General features: G+C 63.6%; 1 protein-coding gene. It reads left to right on the top strand.

The annotated features are described in order from the left end of the window. Nucleotides 1-865 (top strand): VCBS domain-containing protein (locus CAG47_RS27610; RefSeq protein ID WP_218190695.1); only part of this gene is annotated, 865 nt, incomplete at both ends.

Genomic DNA, 865 nt, shown 5'->3' with positions numbered 1-865 from the left:
GAGTCACAACGAGGTGTTTACGGTGCAGGTCAGCGACGGCCTCGGCGGCGTCGACACCCAGCTGGTGACCGTCACCGTCACTGGCAGCAATGACGCACCCGTGCTCAGCTTCGCCACTGGCAATGATGCCGGCGCCGTGCAGGAAGACACCGCGCTCAGCGTCAGCGGTCAGTTCAGCTCGACCGATATCGATCACGATGCCACGGCGACCTGGAGTATTGCCGGGGCAAATATCGGCACCTACGGTTCGATCGCCGTGGACAACAGCGGCCAATGGACTTACACCCTGGCCAATGGCACCGATGGCGTTGCCAGTGCGGTGCAATCGCTGAAAGCCGGCGAGAGTCACGATGAAGTGTTTACGGTGCAGGTCAGCGATGGCCTCGATGGTGTCGATACCCAGCTGGTGACCGTCACTGTCACCGGCAGCAACGACGCACCGGTGCTCAGTTTTGCCACCGGCAACGATGCCGGTGCCGTGCAGGAGGACACCACGCTCAGCGTCAGCGGCCAGTTCAGTTCGACTGACATCGATCACGATGCCACCGCGACTTGGACCATCAATGGCGCGTCCACCGGCACCTACGGCTCAATCGCCGTGAACACCAGCGGCCAGTGGACCTACACCCTGGCCAACGGCAGCGACGGCGTTGCCAGTGCGGTGCAATCGCTGAAGGCCGGCGAGAGCCACAACGAGGTGTTCACGGTGCAGGTCAGCGACGGCCTCGGTGGCGTGGATACCCAGCTGGTGACCGTCACCGTCACCGGCAGCAATGACGCACCGGTGCTCAGTTTTGCCACCGGCAACGATGCCGGTGCCGTGCAGGAGGACACCACCCTCAGCGTCAGCGGCCAGTTCAGCTCG

The sequence above is a fragment of the Pseudomonas sp. R37(2017) genome (assembly GCF_002113375.1).
In the GTDB taxonomy this organism is placed as follows: Bacteria; Pseudomonadota; Gammaproteobacteria; order Pseudomonadales; family Pseudomonadaceae; genus Aquipseudomonas.
This window is presented reverse-complemented; position numbering and strand designations above follow the sequence as displayed.